Raw genomic sequence first — 19,976 nt, 5'->3', positions numbered from 1 at the left:
TCTTTCATGACTGGCCAGGCAACTGTATCCTGTATCCTGATTTTATCCCTCCCACCGGTATGATCCTGGGCAAGACGCGCCCCAGCAGGCGCGTCTTGCCCTCATGATGCTACATGGCCACCAGTGGCAGATAATCCGGCTCCCAGCGCATTTTCCTGATCAGCTCCTTGAGCCGGGTCGGATCATTCTCGTGCTGGAAAGAGGCAAAGGCACACGGCCGGCTGATGCCGGCATTGATGGCAGCCTCGCCCACGGCCTGGGCCACCTTGATACTGACATCGGCCAGGGTGGTGACGTCGGGCACCAGGGCGCCGCGTTCCATTTCATCCCGGGTCACATAATCGGACACGGCCCGGGCCGCGGCAGTGAAGAACTCAGGCAGGACCTCTCGGGCACCCGAGGCCAGGGTACCTAAACCGACCCCGGGAAGACAAAGACGTTGTTGCACTGCCCCACCCGGTACATTTTGCCCTCATACTCCACGTCCGGAAAGGGCGAACCGGTACCGATCAGGGCCCGGCCGTTTGTCCACCGATAGAGATCCGCCGGGATGGCCTCGGCTTTATCGGTGGGATTGGAGAGCGGCATGATGATCGGCCTCTCGGTGTGCTCCAGCACCGCGTCCACCACCTCGCGGGAAAAACAGCCCGGCTGGCCGGACGTACCGATAAGCACGGTCACCCCGCCCTTTTTCACCACATTCTCAAGCCGCAGATCATCGCTGTCCTTGAGCCACGGCAGCGAGGCGGGATCCTTGGCATATTTTTGCTTGTAGGGCAGCAGATCGCGGTCCGTGGTGACCAACCCGCGGGAGTCCAGGGTGAATATCCGTGCCCGGGCCTCGTCCACACTGAGTCCTTCCTCGCACAGCGCGGTCTCGATCTGCTCGGCAATGCCGATACCGCCGGCACCGGCCCCGTGGATCAGGAAAACCTGGTCCCCGAGTTTCTCCTGCTTGATCTTCATGGCGGTCAGGATACCGGCCAGGGCCACGGCCCCGGTCCCCTGGATATCATCGTTGAAGGAGACCAGGTCATGAAGGTAGGCGTCGCGGATGGCAAAGGCGTTCTGCTTGGAGAAGTCCTCCCACTGGCAGAGCGCTGAGGGAAAGACATTGCGGAAGGCCCTGGCAAAGCGCTGGACAAAATCGATGTACTCATCGCCGGTCAACCGCCGGTGCCGCCATCCCAGGTACTCGTCATCGGCGAGCAGGGCTTCGTTGTCCGTTCCCACATCCAGGGAAATGGGCAGACAGTGCCAGGGAGCAATGCCGGCGCCCTGGGTATAGAGCATCAGCTTGCCCACGCAGATGGCGATGCCGCCGGCACCCTGGTCGCCGATACCGAGGATCCCCTGGTTGTCGGTGACCACCGCCACCCGGATATCGCGGTTCTGGAACCGACGCAGGACATTCTCCGCCTCGTCGATATTACCGGGATAGAAATGCAGCCCGTTGGCCGAGCGGAACATGGAGGAATAATGCTGGCACGCAAGGCCCACCGTGGGGGTATAGATAATGGACATGTAGCGGGCTATGTCACTTTTTATAAGGGCATGGGCCAGAGTGACATTGCGATCGAACAGGGAACGAATATAGATGAACCGTTCGATGTCGCTCTCCTTGCCCTCCACCTTGACCCGGCTGTTTTCCACCTGTTTTTCCAGGCTGCGGACAGCCGGCGGCAGCATGGCGGTGAGACCGAGCTTGCGCCGCTCCGGAACCGTAAAGGCCGTGCCCTTGTTGACAAAGCTGTTGTTATGGATATCAGATCCGCTGCTGTAGACAAAGATTTCTCGAGTGTTGCCGTACTCGTCATACCGGAACTTGATGGAATTCTCAGACATGTCATACTCCTTGCGTGGTTTGGAGAAAGTCACTATCCGGTCGCCCTTATATCCGGTTGACGGATGCGGTTCCGGCCGGTATACAGGGGCGTACCTGGGCCCTGAAGGTTCAATTTCAGGTTACTCGTTCCCCTTAGCACTTCCTGGGACCATCCGGCAATGACAAACTGGCGCCACCTTCTTAAAAATTCGATCACCCGCCCAGACCAACTGGCAGCCCTCTTACCCGTGGATCCGGATCCCATTGAAAAAACGATCCAACGATACCCCATGCGTATCAATTCCTATTACCTGAGCCTGATCCAGGAAATGGGAGATCCCATCTGGAAACAGGCAGTACCGGACAGCCGGGAACTGGAGGACAGAGAGGGGATGGTGGATCCCCTGGGCGAGGAAAAACTGAGCCCGGTTCCCGGACTGGTCCACAAGTATCCCGACCGGGCTCTGCTGCTGGTCTGCAGTGAATGCGCCATGTACTGCCGCTTCTGTACCCGCAAACGCAAGGTGGGCCGACCGGAGATGGTCATCACCGATGCTACCATCCGGGCCGGCTTGGAGTACCTGCAAAAAACCCCGGCCATCCGCGAGGTGCTCATCTCCGGCGGCGATCCGCTCCTGCTCTCCACCGCCCGGCTCGAGGAGATACTCTGCTCCCTGCGGGCCATCCCTTCCATCGAAGTGATCCGGATCGGCACCCGGGTGCCGTGCACCCTGCCCATGCGGGTCACGGAAAACCTGGTCTCGATGCTGAAAAAATACCACCCCCTCTACATCAATACCCATTTCAACCATCCGGCAGAGCTCACTCCCGAGGCACGCCAGGCCTGCAGTCTCCTCGCCGACGGGGGCATTCCCCTGGGATGCCAGACGGTGCTGCTCAAAGGGGTGAACGACGATCCGGAAACCATCCGGGAGCTGATGGTGGGGCTTCTCGCCATGCGGGTCAAACCTTATTACCTGTTCCAGGCCGATCTCACCCGGGGCACCGGGCATTTCCGCACCTCCATCAGCTGTGGCCTGAACATCATGCGCTCGCTCATCGGGCACGTCTCCGGAATGGCGGTTCCAACCTACGCCCTCGACGCCCCGGGCGGAGGCGGCAAGATCCCCCTCACCCCGAGCTATAATGTTATCGGAAAAGGGGAGACAGATTTCACCAGTTATCTCGGCCAGGTGTTTCAGTATCCCGGTGAAAAGGGATAAAGAGATATTTTCTCAATCCCTTGAAGTTCAGAGGCGGTCTGTTATACTTAAAGAAAACAGTGACACCTCGCTCTCCATTTTCACTCACGCAGCAACGCCAGGAAAGGCAACCAATGACCATGTCACAGGAAGAGGTCCTCAACCGGGTCCTCAACTCTCCGGATCTGCCCACGCTGCCCACAGTGGCATCGAAACTGATTTCCATCACGTCCCAGGAAGATACGACCCTGTCGGACATCGCTACCCTGATCTCCCAGGACATGGCCCTGTCCAGCAAAATCCTCAAGGTCTCCAATTCAGCCTTCTACAGTTTTCCCCAGCAGATCTCCTCCATCAACCAGGCAGTCTCCATCCTCGGCACCAATGCGGTCCGCAGTCTGGTGCTTTCCTTTTCCTTTCTCAGCATGAAAGGGAAAGGGAACTTTGACTTCAAGCTCTTCTGGCAGCATTCCCTGGCCGGTGCCGTAGCTGCCAAGCTGATCGCCGAGCAGCTGCCGGGACTGGACACAGAAGATATCTTTGTCGCCGGCTTGCTGCAGAACCTGGGCCAGCTCATCTTTGCCTGCACCTTCCCGGATGAGTATGATCGGATCATGGAGATCTATCACAAGGAAAAACGAACCATCAGGGAGCTGGAAAAGGAACATCTGGGCACCAGCCACGAGGTAGTGGGCTATCATGTGGCCCAGAAATGGGGCTTTCCCGAAAGCCTGGTCCAGCCCATCCGCCACCATCACAGCCCCGGGGAGTACACGGGCGGGGACTTGGACATCAGCCGGGCAATCGGGGTGATCTATCTATCGGACCTGCTGGTCAAAATACTCTACTGCACCTCTCCGGAGGATTATCACCGCCAGTTTCGCAGCGAGGCCAGGAAACTGCTGGGCCTGAAGGTCCTGGCTATCAACACTATTCTGAAAAAAGTCCACAACCATATCGATAAGGCGGCTGATTACTTTGGCCTCAAAATTCCGCCGACCAAATCGGTGGAAGAGATTCTCCAGGAAGCCAACCTGAAACTGAGCCTGCTCAACATGTCCTACGAGGAGATGAACCGGGAGTTGATCAGTTCCAAAATGGCCCTGGAAAAACTGACCAGGGAACTGGAGCACAAAAACAAGCTTCTGGAGAACCTGGCCAACATCGACGGACTCACCGAGGTACATAACCATCGATATTTTCAGAACTTCCTTGACCAGGAGATCAACAGGTCCATTCGCAACGAAGGGGTCATTTCCATTTTGCTGCTGGATATCGATAATTTCAAACAGTTTAACGACAACTACGGCCACCAGACCGGTGATTTCATCCTCAAGGAGCTTTGCCGGGTAATCAAGGAACATATCCGCGAGTACGACCTGCTGGCCCGGTACGGAGGTGAGGAATTTATCATTGTTCTGCCGGAAACCGGGCCGGACGAGGCCGTGGCCGTGGCCGAAAAACTGCGCCAGGCTGTGGAAGCCTACTCCTTTGACGATGGCACCAATGTCTACCGGGTCACCATCAGCATCGGTGTGGCCAGTGCCAGGCCATCGGGCCGTAATTTCAGGAAAAACGAATTTATCGGCCTGGCCGACGAGGCCTTGTACGAGGCAAAGAATCAAGGACGAAACCAGGTTGTGCTCTACAGCCCGAAAAAGAAGAAAAAATGGTTCTCCTTTTGACGAAAGGGTCACCGGCATCCAGGTGCTCCTCGCTGGCGGACCGTCGTCCCCGACACGCTGAAAGCGGGCCGGAAGCAGGCCGGAAGCCCTTGGGGAGCGTTACGCTGCCAGTATCACTCCTCCCCGCTCCATCTCTCCTTCTTCCACCCCGCGGGTGTTGAAAAAGCGCCAGGAAAGGGAGCGAACCGGGACGACGCAACGGGCCGGCCTGGCTGCCGCTGTCGGGGCATCGCTTCTCTGGGGCTGCCTGCCGGTCTACTGGAAGGCCCTTTCCCGGGTCCCTGCCCTGGAAATCATCTGCCACCGGATCATCTGGTCCATGGTCTTCACCCTGGCCATCCTCGCTGCCCAGGGCCGACTCAGGCAGCTGTGGCGTGAACTGACTATCCCTGTCACCAGACTGACCTTCCTGGCAACCTCTTTGCTGGTCGCGGTCAACTGGCTGACCTATATCTGGGCGGTCAACAATGACTATATCGTTGAAGCAAGCCTTGGATATTTCATCAATCCCCTGGTCTCGGCACTGCTCGGAGTTGTCGTCCTTAAGGAAAGGCTGCGACCCGGTCAATGGCTGGCCCTGGCCCTGGCCGCCTCCGGAGTGGGCTACCTGGCCCTCTCCCATGGCCGTATCCCATGGATCGCCCTGGTCCTGGCCGGAACCTTCAGCCTCTACAGCCTGCTCAGAAAAACAGCCCGGCTCCCGTCCCTGGAAGGACTCTTCTGCGAGACCTGCCTGCTCTCCCTCCCTGCCGCCGCCCTGCTCCTGCTGACGAATTCCAGGGGCACTGCCAGCTTCGCCATGGCGGATCCCACCACCATGATCCTGCTGATCTGTTCCGGCATCGCCACCTCGGCGCCGCTGCTCCTCTTTGTCTATGGAGCCCAGCGAATCCACCTCACCGCCCTGGGACTGCTCCAGTACCTGGCCCCGACCCTGCAACTCCTGCTGGGAATTTTTCTCTACCATGAACCCTTTCCCCGGGAAAAGGGGATCGGCTTTGTCCTGGTCTGGACAGCGCTCGGGCTCTATACCCTGGAGGGCATACTGTGGCGGAAGGGTGTGAGACGATAACTTGCTCCATACGGGCAGGAAACGAAGAGGAACAAACTGTGCACGGACAGCGACGGAGATGGAAGCGGAAAAAAATGGCGGGAGACAGGACGTCTCCCGCCGGAAGGAGGGTATGAAATACAGGAAAGCCGCCCCGATCACGGATCAGGGAAGTGGTTTGCAAGGCATCTGGATACTGCTTTCCTGCTGAGATGCTTCAAGTTAGAGGGCTCAGGCGCTGACCAGCGTGATGGCCGGACCGGTGCAGCGGGAAATCACCTTGCTGGACACGCTGCCCATGAAGAGCTCCTTGAGGGCTGAGCGGCCACGGCGGCCCATGAAGACAAACTCGGGCTTCTGGTCTTCCACCTCATGGACAAGGACGTCGGCCGGATCGCCGAAGGTAAGACGGCGGACAATCTGCCCGGAAGCAAGCCCTTTTTCCCGCACCATGGCCTCGGCCTCATCAAGCAGACCGCTGCCCGGTTTCTCCGGTTCGCTGCCATTGGCAAGGGCCACGGAGCACTCGGCCGCATCCATCACGTGGACCAGAACCATCTTTTCAAAGACCTGGCCTGCCGCCTCGGCAAGGACCATGGCCCGTTCCAGGGCGGCCCGGGCGTTTTCCGATTCATCCAGCGCCACCAGAGCGCTTCTGGGCGGACAGTGCAGGGGTCCGGAGCCGGCCAGGTAAATGGTACTCTTGATATCACGGTGCAGGACCCCGCTGGTCACACTGCCGATAAACATTTCCTCTACCGCCGATTTGTCACTGCGCTGGAGAATCAGTGAGGAGTACTCCCCCTCCTCGGCCAGCTTGGCGATCCGGTCCACCGGATCGCCATCCTCGATGACGATATCGATGGGGGCACTTATTCCGGCATCGGCGAGCTCTTGGCGGACATTCTCCAGGATCGGGCGAATCTCCTTGTCTATGTAGGTCTGACGCAGTTCCTGGAATCTGTCCGAAGAAATGATCTGGGTGGTCCGGAAATCCACATTGGCCATGTGCTGACTGAGATAGCGACCAGCCATGACATGGAGAAGGGTTATTTTTTCAATACGCTGTTTCAGGGTCTCGGCCAGGCACCGCATAAGGGCCACCGGCCGGGCATGGGCGCCCTCCACGTCCAGAGGGAGTAAAAACCGGGTTAACGCCTTGTTAACTGTACTCATATCACAACTCCTCATCTGCTAGTAAGCCAGCAAGAGCCATACATTGGCAATGGCCACACTGACAATCATATAGGGAAACGCCACCTTCATGAAACCGATAAACTTCATCGGATACCCGGCCGATTCGGCAATACCGATGGTCACCACGTTGGCACTGGCGCCGATCATGGTTCCGTTACCACCGAAACAGGCGCCAAAGGCCAGTGCCCACCAGAGCACGCCGCTCTCCGCCCCGGGAATGACCTGGGTCAGGTAGGCGACAATGGGCAGCATGGTGGCGGTAAAGGGTATGTTGTCGACAAAGGCGCTCATGATGGCCGACACCCAGAGGATGAGGATAATGGAGGTGGTCAGGTTACCGTGGGACAGGTTGAGAACCCAGTCGGCAACGATATCGAGCAGTCCGGTTTCCTCCACCGCCCCCACCAGAATGAAGAGGAACATGAAAAAGAGCAGGGTGGTCCACTCGATATCCTTTTCGATCAGCTCCAGGAGATCGATCTTCTTGGTCACCATGCCATAGGTGAAGAGCAGGGCCGCTCCGAACAGGGCGGCGATAGACACCTCCATGTGGAGGACGCCGTGGGTGAGGAACATGCCCACCACAATACCCATAACGATCAGCCCCACCGAGAGCAGGTTGGCATCGGTGATCTGGTACTCTTCCCGCAGCTTGGCGATAAAGGCCTGGATATCTGTCACATGGGCTTTCTTGTACTGTCCGCCATAGACCATCCTGGTGTAGCCAAAGAGAACCACCATGCTGACCACGCAGACCGGGGCCAGGTTCTTGACGAAATCGGTGAAGGTCAGGGCAGCGTAGGAACCGATCATGATATTGGGCGGATCACCGATCAAGGTTGCCGTACCACCGACATTTGAGGCGAGGATCTCGGGGATCAGCAGGGCCAGGGGCGAAATACCAAGCGACAGGGCGATCTCAATGGAGACCGGAGTCAGCAGCAGCATGGTGGTGACATTGTCGAGAAAGGCGGAGGATACGGCGGTGAACGACATCAGGATCACCGCCAGCATCATCACGTTGCCGCGGGCCAGCTGGTAACACTTGTAGGCGCACCACTGGAACACACCGGTATGCTTGAGGATACCGACAATGATCATCATACCCATGAGCAAGAAGATCACATTCATGTCAATGGCTCTGATGGCGCTCTCATAGGACAGAATATGGTACTCAGGATTAAAGGTACCGACAGTGTAGCTGATCACCAGCATGACCGAGGCCCCGAGCATGGCGGCCAGGGTGCGGTGCAGCAGTTCGAACGAGATCAGGATATAGGCAAGGACAAAGACAATCGTGGCGATCCAGAAGGCCGGGCCCTGGCTCCGCTTGACCTCCACGTCGACCCGGACACTGGTGCCGGCATCCCCGCGGCTGATCTCGGCCCCGTCAATCTTGATCTTTTCCCTGCTGTAACTGGGCTTGTAGGCTTCCACCTCGATGATGGCTGTTTCAATGTCTGCCTGGGGGACATGAAATACGGCCTGGAAGGAACCGTCGGATTCGGTTTTGATCATGGCCGGACCGTGACCACCATGACCGCCTGCCGGTGGAACAAGTTCCTGACCGTTGAGGAAGACCGTCACCTCGGCATCGCCGACGCCGGCCCCATGGGGATTGACGATCTTTCCGAAGACCGAAAGCTGACCGGTGGGGCCGTTGTCCGCACTCTGGTGCGTTGCTGCAACCCCACTGGCAGAAACAGGCGCACTGCAAAACACATACAAGATGGTCAGCAGCCAGAACAGCGCCCGGATGGAAAGAGTTGGTTGTACTCGTGACGTGTGCATGATCTTGTCTTCTCCTTCGAAACCTGCCGGACAGGGCGAAAGATAAACCCGCCCTGTCCGATGCTTGTGACTCGATTAATAGAACAGATAAAGCATGGCGAGCAGCACGACCAGAAAGAGGATGGTCATGCCGGCGCCTGCCTTGGCGTAATCAACTGTTCTATATCCGCCGGGACGCATGATCAGGGCATTGACCTGATGGGTCGGCAGGACAAAGGTGTTGGATGCCGCAATGGCCACAACCATGGCCGTGACCCGGGGATCTGCACCTGCCTTGACCGCCATGGACATACACAGGGGTACCAGCAGAACCGTGGCTCCCACATTGGAAACCACCAGGGTAAAAAAGGACGTAAGCAGGCCGACCACCAGCAGGAAGATAATCGTCGGCACCGAGCCGATGGCATTCATGATGGTGGTGGCGATGAACTCAGCCGCACCGGTTTTCTGGAAGGCCAGACCCAGGGGAATCAGACCGCCGAGGAGAAAAACCGTCATCCAGTCTACGGATTCATACGCCTCGTCCACGGTCATGACCTTGGTCAGGATCATACCGAGAGCACCGGTGAGCAGACAGACCGACAGTGACATTTTCATGTCCGGAAAACCGAGCATGGCCATGAACGGTTTGTAGCCAAGAACCATGCTCAGGGCGACGATGAGCCAGAATACGGCGGTTTTTGCCTTGTCCTCGCGCATCAGTTCACCCTTGACCTCGGTGGTGAAGACAAAGGTGTTTTTCTGCTTGAGCCAGTGGAAAACCGACCAGGGACCAAACATCAGAATGGCGTCACCAACTTTCAGCCGGTGCTCGGAGATGTCGCCAAAGAGGCAGTAGCCACCACTGCAGATGGTGATGGGATTCACCTCGAACGCCTCCTTGAAGTGAACCTCGGAGAGGGTCTTGCCGACCAGCTCGGAGCGTTCGGTGATGATACCTTCCATCATGCCGGCGTTGTTGGGGGAGAGATCCTCGCCAAAGACGTCCAGGTCTCCCTTGAACTTGATCCCGAAGTCCTTGGCAAACCGCAGGACAGAGTCCTTTGAGCGGGCTATGACCGCAAAGACGTCCCCAGGCTCGAGGCGCTCGGTCTTGCGCGGGGCCAGGCTCTTGCTCTTCCGCCGGGCGTGGTAGAGGGCAATGATGTTGATGTGATAGTCTTCGCGAATCTTCATCTCCTGCAGAGTCCGTGGATCACTGAAATCTTCAGGAACCTCCAGTTCGTACAGGGTGTCAATCATGTGGTAGGTATCGGCGATGGAATCCGGTACCAGGCTGCCTTCCCCGCCGGCACCATCAGACTTGGCCGGCAGAATGAAGCGACCCAGGAAGATAAAATACAGGATGGCGCTGGCTACCAGGGCAAGACCGATGGGGGTCTGGGTGAACAGGCCCAACGGCTCCACCCGTTCCGGCAGAAAACCAAGGCTGTTGGCCTGCTCGATCAGATCGTTGAGCAGGATCGTCGGGCTGGCACCGACCAGGGTGATGGTACCACCGATGATGGCGCAGAACCCCATGGGCATGAGAATACGGGAGACCGGGATGCCTGTCTGACGACCGATACGAATGGCGGCGGGCATGAACAGGGCGGCGGCGCCGATATTCTGCATGAAGCTTGATATGAAGGCCACGGTACCGGCGATCAGGGTCATGATCCGACTCTCGGAACGGCCGGCTATCTTTAAGATATTGCGGGCCAGAACATTCATGCACCCGGTCTTGTCCAGACCGGCACCGATAATGATAACGGCGATGATAGAAACCACGGCATTACTGGACAGACCGCTGATGGCCTCCTTGGGACTCACGACGCCGAGGATGGGCAATATGACCATCATGATGATGCCCACCACATCCACCCGGACCCACTCAAAAATGAACAACAGGATGGCCAGGCCCAGGGCGCCCATGACAACGCCCATCTTGGGCGTAAAGACGATGGTATCTGCACTGGCCGCGGCCTCGGCGGCCCAGGCCGCCGAACAGGTCACAAGCAGACACCCCATGACCACAGCAAAAGCCAGTGATAATCGGTGTTTCCATTTTTCCATTGTGCTCCTCCTCTTTATTGGTACATTCTGAACAAAAAAAACGTCAATAATCCTGGAGCCAGTCCAGGTTTTTTGTCTTCTGTTGCCCGATTCTCTCCAGGGAAGCGGCTCAGCGTCCGGTGCCAGGTATTGACGACCAGCGCTATCCGCCCTCCTTACTTCCCGGGCAGCAGGATCAGGATGCCTTCACCTTCGGGATCATCTTCCAGGCAGGCCTCCAGGGCGTCGAGCAGGGCCTGCTCCGCCGGACCGGGAAAGGCTGCGGGCCTGGCAAACACTCCTCTGAGCTGGATCGCCGCCCTGCCCTCCTCACCGCTCCCGGTGCAGCGCAGTCCGAGGACCGTTCCCGGAGCGGAGACCGAGCCCCAGGCAAAAAGACAGTTACAGACAAGGTTGAGCAGGAGAAAAGGTGAGGTCGTCGCCTGGAGAGTCTCTGCCGAGGTGATCTCCACCTCGACCCCATATCCCGAAAGGATCCGGTGCGACAGCGAGGCAGCCAGCTTGAGCAGCTGGTCAAGATCCACCTCCTGGACCGGATGATCCACACTGTGAGCAAAGGCATTGAGCCGGTTGACCAGCCCATCGGCCCGTTCCACCTGTCGACCTATCCGGGCGGCAAGCTCGGAGAGCCGCTCGGGATCGACCTCCATGCCGCTTTCGGCCATGAGCATGTAATCCTCGAGCAACCCACTGTTTTCGTTGATGATTGCCAGAGCGTTCTTCATCTCATGGGACAGGGAAGCGGTAATTTTGCCAAAAAATGCCAGACCTTCCGGACCAAGTAGTTGCCAGTTTGTTTCCATGGTGCCCGTTACTGCTTAAGCGCTTCGTGCATCTTTTCGATCAACAGGTCGATGTTGATGGGTTTTGCCAGGTAGAAATCCCTGCCGCTCTGGGCCGTGCCGGCCTCGAAATCAGCGGCCGAGCCGTGGCCGGTGACGAAAATCACCTTGAGGTCCGGCTTGATATCACGAATTTTCCTGCCCAGATCAATACCGCTGAGCCCCGGCATCTTGATATCCAGCACCGCTATATCGTAGTTCTTCTCCTTTATCTTCTTCAGGGCTTCCTCCCCACTGGTTACCCAGTCAGCCTCTATCCCACGAAACGACAGCCGTTCCGCCAGGGTGGAGATAAGTTCCTTTTCATCGTCAACGAGCAAGACCTGCATGGTTCCACCTATGTTTTCTTTATTTTGAAGGGCAGGGTGATGGTAAAGGTAGTCCCGACCCCGACCTGGCTTTCCACTTCCAGGGTACCGTGCAGATCACGGATGAGCCCGTAGGTGATGGCAAGACCAAGGCCGGTTCCACCACTCTTGGTCCTGGTGGAGAAGAACGGTTCGAAAATCAGTTTCAGGTTCTCTTCCGAGATGCCGCACCCATTGTCACGGACCGCAATGGAGATGGCTTTCTGGCCTGGAAGACGGCGGACAATGACATCAAGCTGGCCGCCGTCTTCCATGGCGGCAAAGGCGTTGTTGACCAGATTGAGGATAATCTGCTGCAGTTTGCCGCGGTCGGTCACGATGTCGGGCACATTTTCAGCCACATCGACATTGATGCGGATGTTCTTGTACTCGGCCTCTTTTCTGAGAAAGCCCAGGGTCTCACGGATCAGGTGCTCCACATTGATCCGTTCCACTGAGACCTCGATCTTGCGGGCAAAGCCAAGCAGCCTGTGGGTGATGGACCCGGCCCGTTCCACTGCCCTGATGATGGAATCCACCGTACTGAGCAGCCGCTCATCCCCCTCATAGGTATCCGTATAGGTGAACATGTCCTTGAGCAGACCGGCCTTTTCATTGATGATAGCCAGCGGATTGTTGATCTCATGGGCCACCCCTGCAGCCAGCCGGCCGATGGAAGCCAGCTTGTCGTTTCGTTCCACCTGCTGCAGGTATTCACGCCGCCGCAGATCGGCCCGGTACAGGCCCTGAACCACGTACGTGACCAGACAGAAGGCCACCACCACCAAACCGAAGACCGAGGGAATCAGTACCGTGAAGATCAGATGCCTGGTGGTGGCCATGAGCCGCTCCACCACATCCTCGGGCACAATCAGTCCTAATATGATGTCGGTTCCATCTACCCGGGCGGCGCCGACAAACACGGTCTCGCCCATCCCGCCATAGGAGGGCAGATTCTCCATCAGGGTGGCGGCGGGAAGATCCTTCTCCAGTGGCAGGCAGGCGTACTCTCCAGGCTCGCCACAGTACTTGGACGGGGAAATCAACCTGCCCGAAGAAGTGGCCAGGAAGACGTCCTGTATCTCATCGAGGCGGATCTGGGACAACAGATCGTTGAGTACCAGGTTGTCGAGTATTCCCCGGAGGATATACGGTGTGCCATCCTGGCCATACACCTTGATCGCGATGAACACATGGGGCATCTGTTCCGGATTGAGCAAGGTGACGCCGATCAGAAGCCCCCGCGCGCGAACCTCATCGAGCCACCGCATGGATCCCTTGGTATTGCAGGGCTCCTCGTGCCCGACACAGGCCATCAGGTTCCCCTCAAGATCGTACATGTCCAGACCCAGGAAGCCGCCACATGTTTTCTTCAGGTTGCCAAACACGGTGGTCATGACCTCTGGATCGCTGAGATTCTTCACCCCGTACATCAGGGCGAGGAACCGCAGCGTCGACTTGTACTGCTTGATGAACAGTTCGATATCGATGGAGGCGTTCTTAGCCAGAACGGCGGTTTCCTCCTCGATCTGCATCAGGGCGCGGTTACGGCTGAAATGATAGAAATACCCGGTGGCAAGCAGCACCGGGATAAGGATCAGCGGTGTCACCACCGCCACCAGTAACTGCCATTTGCGACGAAAGATATACTGTTCGCCGGATTTGCCGGCAACCCGCTCCCGGTGGTTCCAGAACTCAGGTTTTATGTACTCGATGAGGGACATTTCCGCCGCTAACCCGGGACTCTATTTGGCCACAGCCTGGGCCTTTTCGTGGGCCTCCTTGATCACCTTGCTCAGCGCTTTGATGTCAACGGGTTTCCTGAGATAGGCAAAGGCCCCAAGCTCCATACATTTCTTCCGGTCCTCCTCGGAGCCGTGACCGGTGAGGATGATCACCTGGATCTCGGGATTGGTCTTCTTGACCTTTTCCAGGACCTCGATACCATCGACCCCGGGCATCTTCAGATCCAGGACCATTACCTCGGGCTTATCCTGTTCGATCAGGCTCAAGGCGGACTCACCGTCATGGACCACGGCCGAGCCCATGTTCCTGAGGGCAAGACGCTCAGAGAGGGTCTCGACGAACTCCTGCTCGTCATCCACCAGGAGAACCCTTGATGGCATGTTGAAATCATGCTTGCGGTAGACATCGGTCTGATGGAAGTCCTTACCCAGAACCACTTCCACCGATTCCACGCCCTCCACCTGCTGGGCGATGGTTTTGAGTTCTTCCTTGAGCCGGTTGAGCCGGCTGACATTCTTGTTGATTGTCAGGATCACTTTGCCGTTGATCACCTGGACCTGAACGCCATGACCCTTCCTGGCCAGGGCGACCTCGACCTTTGCCTGGAGATTGAAGTCCTCCACCGCCTGTTCGGAACTGGCGGTGGGCCTAAAGATCTCGTCATCGAGATGGCCGATGATCAGGGAAGCGGCTTCGGTCACGGTTTCCTTGTTCATGGGGATGATCAGATCATAATCGGCCGGATCAAAAGGTTTTTCGATGCCGCAGTACTTTTTCAGCCACAGGGCCCGCTCCTCATCGAGTTTCTTGATCAGCTTCTCCGCATCCCGGACGGAACCGCCCTGCTTTTCCTGCGCGACCTTGATGCGGTACTCCTTATCGGCGATCAGCCCGACTCGGAAAAAATGGGTTATCTCCCGGGGAATCATCTGGCTTGCATACCCGGTGAGAATGAGATCGCGTCCGGCGGATACCATGAGAATCTTCGAGAGAACAAGCTTGATATAGGCCAGGGCGTGCTGCTTCTCGTGGGTAAACTTCTCAAAGACCGAGGTCTTCAGGGTGAGGGCCCGACGCACCTTGCTCTCTTCCATTTTGGCGAGAACCGCCGCCTCGGCAACGATCTCGTCCGTGGTCTTGAGGCGGAAGCTGGTTTTGGTGACCAGTTCCTGTACCACCTCGTCTTCCCTGCAAAAATCTGCACTGAAAATTGTTATGATAGCCATTTTTGTACCTCTCCTTTGTATTGCAAAATCTCAGTTAACCTGGCCTGGCATATCCCCTGGACTCTCCCCCGGATCACAGATAACAAACCGGTGAGCTCAGCCTCCAGGGCTGCATGCACCCTCACTTCTCTCCTTCGTCTCTGACAGAGACCGGATCAATATGGTGGGTTTCCGGACCCACCAGCTGAAGAACGGGATTCTGTACCCGATCACGGTGGTGCTCTGATCTGTCGGGTGCCGGTTCCGACAGGATGTAGCGTACCCCGAGCTCCTGATTCAAAATCTTCTCGATGGTGGTTTGAATCCTGTTGACCACCACCATCGAGGTAAACTTGATATCCATGGACTCTGCCTTTTCCGCCAGATCAGCCGCACTCTGCTCGGCTGCCTCGAAAAAGGCCTCCCTGGCAGCAGCCTGCTCGTCAGCGGAAAGATCGAGAATGTCTTCATCCACATTCAGGGCAATGATTTCCAGATCAAGCTTCTGTGCCATTTTGAGCGCATAGGCTGTCAGTGAGTCGGAGAATGTCTTTCCGCCGACAACAAGAATTTTCGGAACATCACTTTGTGCAGCCATCGCTGGTTCTTTTCAGCAGAGATAAAGTTCAGGAGCGCACCTGGAAATATCCCATCATCCCAGGACGTTGTTTGTCACCCTCTTCTTAATAGCACTGTTCGTGCCAGGATGAACAAAAAATATATTTATATTAAATTTCAACATGTTATCTGATAACAACAAAAATACAGATGCATCCATTCAATTAAAATGCACTTTTTTGTTGCACTTTGAAACGCAATCAGCCATTAGAGTGATACAAAGTGCAACATTTGCAACAAGGATGAGCAGATAGATGACCTCTGGTCTGCCGCGAAGCCACCCGGGCAAGAGAAGTGTTGCAATTAGCAACATGTTGCGATATGACACAGGGCACACTGCATTCCGACCATTTCTTCCAACCATGCCACCCGGGAGCATACAGCTTTAACCATGCGTATCAACCAGCGAAGCAAGCTTATATTGAGCTGTGTCACCCATTTCCTGATCCTGGGGATCCTCTGCGTGGTGCCGTTCAGGGATTTCAGACAGTTCAATACCGGGCTGGAAAACATGGAGCTCTACAGTCGCCTCAACGTGCTGGTGGAACTGCTGCGACAAACCGAAGAAAACTATCTTCTATACCACAGTGAACACGCCCTGAAAAAAAACCGGGAACTGATCAGACAACTGGGCCTGAAGATGGAAAAGCTGCCGCTAACCCGCGACCTTGAACTTTCCAGGAAAACCCAGCTCGAAGAACTGGCCAGATACGGCCAGCTCATGGATGAACTGGCCGCAACCACGGAAGTGCAGGCCTGGCCGGAGCCACTGACCAGGGATATCGGTCGCATCGGAGACCAGCTGCAGACCTTTGGCCGTCAACTGCTCCTGCAATGCCAGGCCAGGCAGCGGGCCATGGTGGAGCGCTTCAAACAGCGGCTGCTCATCATCGTGGCCCTGTCAGCGATGATCTCTATCCTGATCTCTCTTTCCATCTGGCGCGGGGTCTTTCAGCCGCTCAAAAAACTGGAACAGGCCGCCCTTGACATTGCCCGTGGCACCTTCCGGCCCATTGTCACGGATCAGCGGGGCGATGACGAGACCCAGACCGTCTTCAAGGCCTTCAACCACATGGTCCGGGAACTGGAAGAAGATCAGAAACGACTCATTGAGTCCCACAAGCTCTCTTCCCTGGGCACCCTGGCCGCCGGCGCGGCCCATCAGCTCAACAATCCGCTCAACAATATCGCCACCTCCAGCCAGATCGGTCTGGCCGAGCTGGAGAGCGGAGATCCGGAGATAACCTCGCAGATGCTGGAAACTATCCACAATGAGGCCATGCGGGCCGGCAGGATCGTTTCCAGCCTGCTCGATTTCTCCAGGGATCATGAATTTTTCCCCCGCCTGGTCGCCCTGGCCGACGTGGTAGAGCAGGCAGTGAAGCTGGCGGCCAATGAGATTCCCGAAACGGTCCAGGTGGAGATTGCCATTCCGGAGGATATTACCCTGCGCCTGGATCGCCACAAGATGACCGAGGTTATCTTGAACCTGCTTTTAAACGGTGTCCAGGCCATTGGCGAAGGCCCGGGTACCATCTCCTTTTCAGCCGCCAGTCAGCCGGAGCGACACCGGGTCGTCCTTCGGGTGCGCGACACCGGCTGCGGGATAGATCCCGCAGATCTTGGACGGATATTCGATCCCTTTTTCACCACAAAGAACGAAGGAGAAGGCTCTGGCCTGGGCCTGGCGGTAGTCTATGGCATCATCAACAAACACGGCGGCTCGATCTCAGTAGAGAGCGAAATGGGCCTGGGAACCTTGTTCCTCATCACCCTGCCCCTGCCGGAACAGGAGGTGAGCTCATGAAACCATACCGTTACCCCTGGTGCGGACAAGTACTCAGGTCCCGGACAGGCCAAACGTTCCGTGAACCGGCAAACCCTACCTTCAGGATATCCCCATCCCATGACTGACATACACATCCTGGTGGTCGATGACGACCTGGTGAACCGGGAAAACATCTCCCATGTACTGGAAAAAGATGGCTATTTCGTCCAGAAGGCGGTCAGCGGCGAAGAGGCGCTGCAGAAGCTGCAGGCCCACCGTTTCGATCTGGTTATCACCGACATGAAGATGGCAGAGGTGGACGGGTTGCAGGTGATGACCGCTGTCAAGGACATGGCCCCGACGCCGAGGTTATCATCATCACCGGCTATGCCACCGTCCACTCGGCGGTGGAGGCCATGAACAAGGGAGCCTTTTATTACCTGCCCAAACCCTTCAACATAGACAAGTTACGCGACCTGGTCTCCAGGGCCCTGGAGAAAACCCTGCTCCGCCGCGAGGTCCTCAACCTGCGTCGTCAGATAACTGCCAAGGAAGGCATAACCCAGTTCATCGGCCAGAACCACGCCATTTTGCGGCTCAAGGACGATATCGCCCAGGTGGCCCAGATGGACTGCAATGTGCTGATAACCGGCGACACCGGCACTGGCAAGGAGCTTGTTGCCCGGACAATCTATGAGCTGAGTCCGCGGGCCAACAACCGGTTCCTGCCCATCAACTGCGGGGCACTCACCGAAGAGCTGATGCTCAACGAGCTTTTCGGCCACGAGAAGGAGGCCTTCACCGGTGCCTCCAAGTGGCGCAAGGGGTTGCTGGAATCAGCCAATGGCGGGGTGGTGCTCTTTGATGAAATAGGCGAGATGCCCATGACCATGCAGGTGAAACTGCTGCGGGTGCTCCAGGAACGCAAGATTATCCGGGTTGGGGAACGCGTGAGATCCCGGTGGATATCCGGATTCTGGCCGCCACCAATCGCAACCTGCAGGAGGAAGCCATGGCAGGACGTTTCCGCCAGGATCTCTTCTACCGGCTCAACGTTGTCTCCCTCCATATCCCGCCGCTGCGCGAGCGCAAGGACGACATCCCCCTGCTGGTGCACCATTTTCTTGCCAAGTACCCGGGCCCGGACGATCATATCAAATCCATCTCACCCGAGGCCATGGCAGCCCTCCAGGACCATGACTACCCGGGCAATGTGCGCGAACTGGAAAATATCATCGAGCGCTCGCTGGCCATGTGCAACGAACCGGAGATAAAAATCTACCACCTGCCGCGCGAGATCAGCAGTCCGGGAACGATCACCGTCTCTCCGATCCACTCCTGCGAGACATCCGTCCCGGCCACTGCGGAGGCAGTGCCCTGCCTGACCCTGGAGGAGAATGAACGGCGCTACATCCTTGATGTACTCCGCTCGGTGGACGGCAACAAGACACGGGCGGCCGCCATTCTTGGCATTGACCGGGTATCGCTGTGGCGCAAACTGAAAAAATCATTCTTGGCATTGACCGGGTATCGCTGTGGCGCAAACTGAAAAAATACCAGAACCAGGGCATTGATATCGACAACGCCACCGGGCAGAAAAAGAAGAAGGAGGAAGGCTGACAGCCGGGCCGGGCCTGGCAGACCGACAAAACCATCCCGGTGGCAAAATCCGCTGCCGGGCGCACCGCCGGACCTTGAAACCAAAAAAGGTGCTGCCGTCGCTTTGGACTGCAGCACCTTTTTCATTCTTTGTGGGGTGAGCGATGGGACTCGAACCCACGGCCTCTTGGGCCACAACCAAGTGCTCTAACCAACTGAGCTACGCTCACCATGTGCTCCGCTCTTATACCCGTAAGAAAAAGCTTTGGCAAGTAGAAAACGATCCGATCAATCCAGATCCTTGTGGCAGTGTTTACAGTACTTGGCCCGCTCCTTGATCAGCTCGGCGCAGTAGGGACATTCCTTCAGGTAATGGGCTTTGAGGATCGCGGTGATGGCCATATTGATCGCCTGCTCCAGATGGGAATTGGAGAATTTGTGGTTACGCAGCGGTTCGATACAGGCCAGATCGTTGATCGGCGCCAGCAGTTCCGCGGCCCGTTTGCGGACACTGAGGGTGGCCGCATTGTCCAGCAGAAGGTAGAGAACCGGCTCGAGATTCTTCTCCGCCACGCAGGTGTCCAGGGCGGCGGTGGCCTCCTTCTCCTTCTGGTACCGGACATTCTGCCGCTTGAGGGCCTCGATATCGACCACGGAGCCGGTAAAAGCGTCCTTGCCGCCCACCATCATGTTGTAGCTCTCATCGGAATTGGGTATGCGCATGAACCGATAGGAACCCGAATGGCCGAACTGGGTCTCGATATACTCCCAGCCGTTGACAAACAGGGGGCAGTCGTTGTTCAGGCAGATAAACAGGTACTCGGAACCCCAACCCAGGCCGTCGCCGACATGGATAGGCGGCGCATGGCAGAGGGTGAGTTCCTCGTTGCAATGGGGGCAGGTATGTTTTTCCTCAAGAAATTTCAGTGCAAGTTCCAGCATGACCTCGTGTCTCCTTTATTTATCTGACAGTATCCTTTAGAGGCAGTGCACAGTTGGTTCCACTATCCTGTGGAACAGGAAAGGGTTGTCAGCTCGGTCCTCC

15 protein-coding genes, 1 tRNA gene and 2 pseudogenes are annotated in these 19,976 nt (G+C 57.0%); 7 read left to right on the top strand and 11 right to left on the bottom strand.

The window, feature by feature from the left end; genetic code table 11:
* Nucleotides 1-109: 109 nt before the first annotated feature.
* Nucleotides 110-1,845, bottom strand: a pseudogene (locus GF1_RS05385) (NAD-dependent malic enzyme).
* A gap of 159 nt (nt 1,846-2,004) precedes the next feature.
* Between GF1_RS05385 and GF1_RS05380 the strand changes: the two are divergent.
* The 3 genes from GF1_RS05380 to rarD all read left to right on the top strand — a co-directional run bounded on the left by GF1_RS05380 (nt 2,005) and on the right by rarD (nt 5,784).
* Nucleotides 2,005-3,048, top strand: a complete 1,044-nt coding sequence (locus GF1_RS05380) for a KamA family radical SAM protein (RefSeq protein ID WP_267928606.1) — start codon at nt 2,005-2,007, stop codon at nt 3,046-3,048.
* A 113-nt stretch (nt 3,049-3,161) separates the two neighbouring features.
* A complete protein-coding gene (locus GF1_RS05375; protein ID WP_267928605.1) occupies nt 3,162-4,712 on the top strand; it encodes a sensor domain-containing diguanylate cyclase in 1,551 nt (516 codons plus the stop codon).
* Nucleotides 4,713-4,869: 157 nt separating this feature from the next.
* Entirely contained in the window at nt 4,870-5,784 is a 915-nt protein-coding gene (gene rarD / locus GF1_RS05370) for an EamA family transporter RarD (protein WP_267928604.1), read from the top strand.
* Between the two features lie 210 nt (nt 5,785-5,994).
* Here rarD and GF1_RS05365 read toward each other — a convergent pair whose 3' ends face one another.
* From GF1_RS05365 to GF1_RS05330, 8 genes are all read right to left on the bottom strand, one after another.
* Nucleotides 5,995-6,939: a universal stress protein gene (locus GF1_RS05365; RefSeq protein WP_267928603.1), complete on the bottom strand. Its 945-nt coding sequence runs from the start codon at nt 6,937-6,939 to the stop codon at nt 5,995-5,997.
* Nucleotides 6,940-6,957: 18 nt separating this feature from the next.
* Complete coding sequence (locus tag GF1_RS05360) at nt 6,958-8,751, bottom strand: ArsB/NhaD family transporter (protein WP_267928602.1); 1,794 nt, start codon at nt 8,749-8,751, stop codon at nt 6,958-6,960.
* A gap of 75 nt (nt 8,752-8,826) precedes the next feature.
* A complete protein-coding gene (locus tag GF1_RS05355) occupies nt 8,827-10,806 on the bottom strand; it encodes an SLC13 family permease (protein WP_267928601.1) in 1,980 nt (659 codons plus the stop codon).
* 155 nt (nt 10,807-10,961) lie between these two features.
* Nucleotides 10,962-11,609, bottom strand: a complete 648-nt coding sequence (locus tag GF1_RS05350) for a histidine kinase dimerization/phospho-acceptor domain-containing protein (RefSeq protein WP_267928600.1) — start codon at nt 11,607-11,609, stop codon at nt 10,962-10,964.
* A gap of 8 nt (nt 11,610-11,617) precedes the next feature.
* Entirely contained in the window at nt 11,618-11,977 is a 360-nt protein-coding gene (locus tag GF1_RS05345) for a response regulator (RefSeq protein WP_267928599.1), read from the bottom strand.
* Nucleotides 11,978-11,985: 8 nt separating this feature from the next.
* Entirely contained in the window at nt 11,986-13,719 is a 1,734-nt protein-coding gene (locus GF1_RS05340; RefSeq protein ID WP_267928598.1) for a sensor histidine kinase, read from the bottom strand.
* Between the two features lie 21 nt (nt 13,720-13,740).
* Entirely contained in the window at nt 13,741-14,967 is a 1,227-nt protein-coding gene (locus GF1_RS05335; protein WP_267928597.1) for a response regulator, read from the bottom strand.
* 121 nt (nt 14,968-15,088) lie between these two features.
* Nucleotides 15,089-15,544 (bottom strand): hypothetical protein, encoded by a 456-nt coding sequence (locus tag GF1_RS05330; RefSeq protein ID WP_267928596.1) that lies wholly within the window; start codon nt 15,542-15,544, stop codon nt 15,089-15,091.
* 411 nt (nt 15,545-15,955) lie between these two features.
* Here GF1_RS05330 and GF1_RS05325 point away from each other — a divergent pair, with 411 nt between their 5' ends.
* From GF1_RS05325 to GF1_RS05310, 4 genes and pseudogenes are all read left to right on the top strand, one after another.
* Complete coding sequence (locus GF1_RS05325) at nt 15,956-17,371, top strand: sensor histidine kinase (protein ID WP_267928595.1); 1,416 nt, start codon at nt 15,956-15,958, stop codon at nt 17,369-17,371.
* Nucleotides 17,372-17,470: 99 nt separating this feature from the next.
* Nucleotides 17,471-17,752, top strand: coding sequence for a response regulator (locus GF1_RS05320; RefSeq protein WP_267928594.1), 282 nt, complete (start codon nt 17,471-17,473; stop codon nt 17,750-17,752).
* A pseudogene (locus GF1_RS16165) lies at nt 17,749-18,338 on the top strand (sigma-54-dependent transcriptional regulator); the annotation flags it as partial. The gene GF1_RS05320 and the pseudogene GF1_RS16165, both read left to right, overlap by 4 nt.
* A 6-nt stretch (nt 18,339-18,344) precedes the next feature.
* Entirely contained in the window at nt 18,345-18,881 is a 537-nt protein-coding gene (locus GF1_RS05310; protein ID WP_353740451.1) for an AAA-type ATPase lid domain-containing protein, read from the top strand.
* A 203-nt stretch (nt 18,882-19,084) separates the two neighbouring features.
* Here the strand turns inward: GF1_RS05310 and GF1_RS05305 are convergent.
* Nucleotides 19,085-19,161, bottom strand: a tRNA-His gene (locus GF1_RS05305).
* Between the two features lie 58 nt (nt 19,162-19,219).
* Nucleotides 19,220-19,873: a zinc ribbon domain-containing protein gene (locus tag GF1_RS05300; RefSeq protein ID WP_267928592.1), complete on the bottom strand. Its 654-nt coding sequence runs from the start codon at nt 19,871-19,873 to the stop codon at nt 19,220-19,222.
* Between the last annotated feature and the right edge of the window lie 103 nt (nt 19,874-19,976).

This window comes from Desulfolithobacter dissulfuricans, from assembly GCF_025998535.1.
In the GTDB taxonomy this organism is placed as follows: domain Bacteria; phylum Desulfobacterota; class Desulfobulbia; order Desulfobulbales; family Desulfobulbaceae; genus Desulfolithobacter; species Desulfolithobacter dissulfuricans.
Note: the sequence above shows the minus strand (reverse complement) of the source record. Positions and strands in the feature narration are given on the sequence as shown.

Excerpts from the sequence above, each read along its gene's own strand:
- GF1_RS05380 (WP_267928606.1), top strand. The coding sequence starts at position 2,005 with ATGACAAACTGGCGCCACCTTCTTAAAAATTCGATCACCCGCCCAGAC.
- GF1_RS05375 (WP_267928605.1), top strand. The coding sequence starts at position 3,162 with ATGACCATGTCACAGGAAGAGGTCCTCAACCGGGTCCTCAACTCTCCG.
- GF1_RS05365 (WP_267928603.1), bottom strand. The coding sequence starts at position 6,939 with ATGAGTACAGTTAACAAGGCGTTAACCCGGTTTTTACTCCCTCTGGAC.
- GF1_RS05360 (WP_267928602.1), bottom strand. The coding sequence starts at position 8,751 with ATGCACACGTCACGAGTACAACCAACTCTTTCCATCCGGGCGCTGTTC.
- GF1_RS05355 (WP_267928601.1), bottom strand. The coding sequence starts at position 10,806 with ATGGAAAAATGGAAACACCGATTATCACTGGCTTTTGCTGTGGTCATG.
- GF1_RS05350 (WP_267928600.1), bottom strand. The coding sequence starts at position 11,609 with ATGGAAACAAACTGGCAACTACTTGGTCCGGAAGGTCTGGCATTTTTT.
- GF1_RS05345 (WP_267928599.1), bottom strand. The coding sequence starts at position 11,977 with ATGCAGGTCTTGCTCGTTGACGATGAAAAGGAACTTATCTCCACCCTG.
- GF1_RS05340 (WP_267928598.1), bottom strand. The coding sequence starts at position 13,719 with ATGTCCCTCATCGAGTACATAAAACCTGAGTTCTGGAACCACCGGGAG.
- GF1_RS05335 (WP_267928597.1), bottom strand. The coding sequence starts at position 14,967 with ATGGCTATCATAACAATTTTCAGTGCAGATTTTTGCAGGGAAGACGAG.
- GF1_RS05330 (WP_267928596.1), bottom strand. The coding sequence starts at position 15,544 with ATGGCTGCACAAAGTGATGTTCCGAAAATTCTTGTTGTCGGCGGAAAG.
- GF1_RS05325 (WP_267928595.1), top strand. The coding sequence starts at position 15,956 with ATGCGTATCAACCAGCGAAGCAAGCTTATATTGAGCTGTGTCACCCAT.
- GF1_RS05320 (WP_267928594.1), top strand. The coding sequence starts at position 17,471 with ATGACTGACATACACATCCTGGTGGTCGATGACGACCTGGTGAACCGG.
- GF1_RS05310 (WP_353740451.1), top strand. The coding sequence starts at position 18,345 with ATGGCAGGACGTTTCCGCCAGGATCTCTTCTACCGGCTCAACGTTGTC.
- GF1_RS05300 (WP_267928592.1), bottom strand. The coding sequence starts at position 19,873 with ATGCTGGAACTTGCACTGAAATTTCTTGAGGAAAAACATACCTGCCCC.